Raw genomic sequence first — 2,194 nt, 5'->3', positions numbered from 1 at the left:
TCGTATTTAGTTTTCTTATAAATTTTTATTCGTATAATCGTTTCATAAAAAAGGTCTCATTTTTTATACCATATCTTGCAAAAATTAGAATACTTTTATATGTTATTTGTATCTTTGAGTTTATATTTGTTCTTCAGATCAGGTTTTCATTCCTAAGTATTGAGCTTTATTTGATCGCTGGTATGCTCATAGGTTTTTCACTATTTTTGTTTGCTGTTAGTCTATTTTACGATATTTTACGTAGTATTTTTTCTAAAAGTAATTTTAGTCCAACAAGACGAAAATTTATAAAATTTTGTTTTGATATTACATTTGTCATTTTTGTAATTGCTTGTTTTTTAAAAGGTATTTTCAATGCTTTAACACCACCAAAGATCAGACAAGTAGATATAAAAATAAAAAATTTACAAAGCACCATAAAAATAGCCATGATAACGGACGTGCATATAGGAGAATTTCTGCAGAAAGATTTTATGAAAAAACTCGTCAATGACATAAATTTGGCGAATCCTGACATCGTAGTGATAGTGGGCGACTTAGTTGATGTAAATGCTGCTTTTATAGGAGATTTTTTGGAGCCATTAAAAAGTCTTAAAAGCACTTATGGGACTTTTTATGTCCCTGGCAATCATGAGTATTATCACGGGATAGATGGTATTTTAGAAAAGATCAGTTCTCTTGGCATAGAAATTTTAGGTAATAAAAACAAAAAAATTGCAAGTATAAATTTAGCAGGCGTTTACGATTTGGCTGGTATTAGGTTTAAACATTTAGAGCCAAATTTGGATGAAGCATTGATAGGATGTGATCCATCGCTACCTACTATCTTGCTCTCTCATCAGCCAAAATTTATAAAATCAATGCAACAAGACGTTGATCTAGTGCTTTGCGGACATACACACGCTGGTCAAATTTTCCCTTTTGGTCTTTTGGTTTTACTTGATCAGGGATTTTTACATGGCCTTTATAAGATTAATGATAAAATGCAAGCTTATGTTAGTAGCGGCGCTGGATTTTGGGGGCCTCCTGTTAGAATTTTTGCTCCAAGTGAGATTGCAATATTAAACTTAAGTAAGGAATAAAATGAATAAAAACAATCTGTTTTCTCAAATTTTTGGAAAGGTTGCAAAGATTAACTTTTTCAAACCACTTCAAGAAGCCATAAATTCTTTTTACATAAAGCTGTTTAAGATAGACATGAGCGAGTTTAAATTAGCAAATGAATATAAAAATTTAAATGAGCTTTTTACTAGAAGGCTCATAAAACCAAGAGATTTTGATGCAGCAGATGAGATATTTATAAGCCCAGTTGATGGTACTTGTCTTAGTTTTGGCAGCACAAAGGAGCTAAGGGCCTTTAGCATAAAAGGCATGGAGTATAATGTAAGTGAGCTATTGGGGCAGAGTGAGCTTGAGAGCGAATATGACTTTGCAAATATCTATCTTAGTCCAAAAGATTATCATCATTATCATGCACCTTGCGATATTGTCATTAAAAAAGCCATATATATTCCGGGTAAACTCTACAGCGTGGCTACAAAATGGCTTGCAAAAGTAGACAGCCTTTATACAAAGAACGAACGCGTAGCGCTATCTTGTGAGACGAAAAATGGTAAGAAGCTTTGGCTTGTTTTTGTAGGTGCACTAAATGTCGGAAAGATGAAATTTTGCTTTGATGAGCGTATACAGACAAATGCGATGGCAAATTTTACACAAATTTACGAGTATGAAAATTTACATATCAAAAAGGGCGAGCGCCTTGGGAATTTCGAGCTTGGCTCAACTATCGTGATACTTAGTGAAAAAGATGCGATCGAATATAATCTCTTTGAAAACAAAGAGCTTAAATTCGCTGAGACCATTGGAATAATAAAATAAATATGCTAGACATATAAGTAAAATTTTTATACCTTATTCGTGGCCGGTTTCCTATTTGCTCAGACTTTGGTGGTTTTTCATATATTCATTGTAATAGCTTAAAACAGTGTCATGTTTTTTATAGTCACAAACTCATAGTTTTCAAAATTTATTATAGGTATGAAAGTTTGTAAAATATAATGAGTGTATTATTTTAAAATTTACTAAATAGTCAATATCGTCAACCTCTGCAATCAAGCTATTATCTTCACTTATAAAACCTATATTGATTGATGTCACAGAGCTGATGGTATTTACATCATTGCTTGTATAGAGA

The 2,194-nt window shown here is 32.1% G+C and carries 2 protein-coding genes; both read left to right on the top strand.

Annotation, left to right across the window (positions count from 1 at the left end; translation table 11 throughout):
* Positions 1 to 1,082, top strand: a 1,082-nt coding sequence (locus F3G69_RS03855) for a metallophosphoesterase (protein ID WP_223155870.1), incomplete at its 5' end; no start/stop codon positions are given.
* Position 1,083: 1 nt separating this feature from the next.
* Complete coding sequence (locus tag F3G69_RS03850; protein WP_149714477.1) at positions 1,084 to 1,878, top strand: phosphatidylserine decarboxylase; 795 nt, start codon at positions 1,084 to 1,086, stop codon at positions 1,876 to 1,878.
* The last annotated feature ends 316 nt before the right edge of the window (positions 1,879 to 2,194 follow it).

Source organism: Campylobacter concisus (assembly GCF_902460625.1).
Classification (GTDB): Bacteria; Campylobacterota; Campylobacteria; order Campylobacterales; family Campylobacteraceae; genus Campylobacter_A; species Campylobacter_A concisus_AD.
This window is presented reverse-complemented; position numbering and strand designations above follow the sequence as displayed.

Bases quoted from the DNA above. Each gene is read 5' to 3' on its own strand.
- F3G69_RS03850 (WP_149714477.1), top strand. From the start codon at position 1,084: ATGAATAAAAACAATCTGTTTTCTCAAATTTTTGGAAAGGTTGCAAAG.